Source organism: Moorena sp. SIO4G3 (assembly GCF_010692305.1).
Taxonomy (GTDB): domain Bacteria; phylum Cyanobacteriota; class Cyanobacteriia; order Cyanobacteriales; family Coleofasciculaceae; genus Moorena; species Moorena producens_A.
Genome location: NZ_JAAHIG010000719.1, coordinates 1 through 1,537 on the forward strand (window position 1 = coordinate 1; position 1,537 = coordinate 1,537).

The window sequence follows — 1,537 nt, forward strand, 5'->3', positions numbered from 1 at the left end:
TTACGTGGGAGCCAAAAACCGAAAGCCCCGCGTATTTATACCGGGGATGAAGGTTCGTAGCGGCTTTAGCCGCCGTGAAGAAATATTTTGATTATTTCCGAATTTTTACGCGAAGTCTTGTAGAATAAAGTAGTAGCAGTTAAGGTCGAGACTGATGATCATTTTGGAATTTAAGGTATACGGCAAAAAACAGCAATATCTGGCTATAGATGAGGCGATTAGAACAGCTCGTTTTATTCGCAATAGTTGCCTCCGGTACTGGATGGACAACAAAGGGGTAAATAAGTATGATCTCTCCAAATATAGCAAGGTATTAGCCCATAAGTTTCCGTTTGCAAATGAGTTAAATTCCACTGCTCGCCAGGCTAGTTCTGAACGGGCATGGTCATCAATTTCTCGGTTTTTCGATAACTGTAAAAAGAAGGTGCCTGGAAAGAAAGGTTTCCCGAAGTTCCTTCATCGTGGACGATTCGGCAAAGCCGACGCTGCGCGAACGGTCGAATACAAGCAATCTGGCTGGAAGCTATCCCCTGACAAGAAATGGATTGTATTCAGCGACAAAAAAGGGATTGGGAAGCTCAAACTTAAGGGCACCTGGGATTTGTGGGGCTTTGACAAAAAGCAGATCAAGAGGGTTAGGATAGTCCGTCGTGCTGATGGTTACTATGTTCAGTTCTGCATCCAGGCTGATAACAATGAACAGTTGAAGCCTGCTGATGCAACTATTGGCTTAGATGTTGGACTGAAGGATTTCTATACTGACTCCAGGGGAAATACTGAACCTAACCCTAGATTTTATCGAACGGGAGAGAAGAGACTGAAGTTTTATCAGCGACGAGTATCCCGAAAAAAGAAAGGCTCTGCTAACCGGAAGAAAGCCATAAATAGATTAGGTAGACAACACCTTAAAATAAGTAGGCAACGTGAAGAACATGCCAAGAGACTGGTTAGAAGTTACCGTAAGATAATGGAGCCTTTTTGGTTTGTAGGTTATGCATAAAAGGGTTAAAACTGTTGTTATAAAGGCTCCATTATCTAAGGTTTCGTCTCCGGCACGTTGCGTAATCCGTTCGCGTAGCGTCGGCTTCGCCGAATCTAACGATTTGGTCGCCTACGAAGATTTAAGAGTCAAGAACTTAGTCAAAAACCACTGTTTAGCTAAATCTATTAACGACGCAGGTTGGTATCAATTCAGGAAATGGTTAGAGCATTTTGGAACCAAGTTTGGTCGGGTTACGGTTGCTGTAAACCCTGCCTATACAAGCCAGAACTGCTCAGAGTGCGGCGAAGTAGTCAAAAAGTCATTATCTACTAGAACTCATGTCTGTAAGTGTGGTTGTAAATTAGACCGAGACCACAACGCCGCAATCAACATCCTAAATAGAGCCTTGGGTACGGTGGGGCACACCGGAACCTGGATTTTAGATCCGAACTCTTCGGGAGATCTGACCTCTACTGTTCTTGGTTCCGGCCAGGTTCAGCAAGTCGGGTCGTCGAGCGAAGAATCCCCGCGTCTTTAGACCGGGGAGTGTCAACA

1 pseudogene is annotated in these 1,537 nt (G+C 44.6%); it reads left to right on the forward strand.

What is annotated here, in order from left to right:
• Positions 1 to 154: 154 nt before the first annotated feature.
• A pseudogene (locus tag F6J99_RS44890) lies at positions 155 to 1,520 on the forward strand (transposase).
• The last annotated feature ends 17 nt before the right edge of the window (positions 1,521 to 1,537 follow it).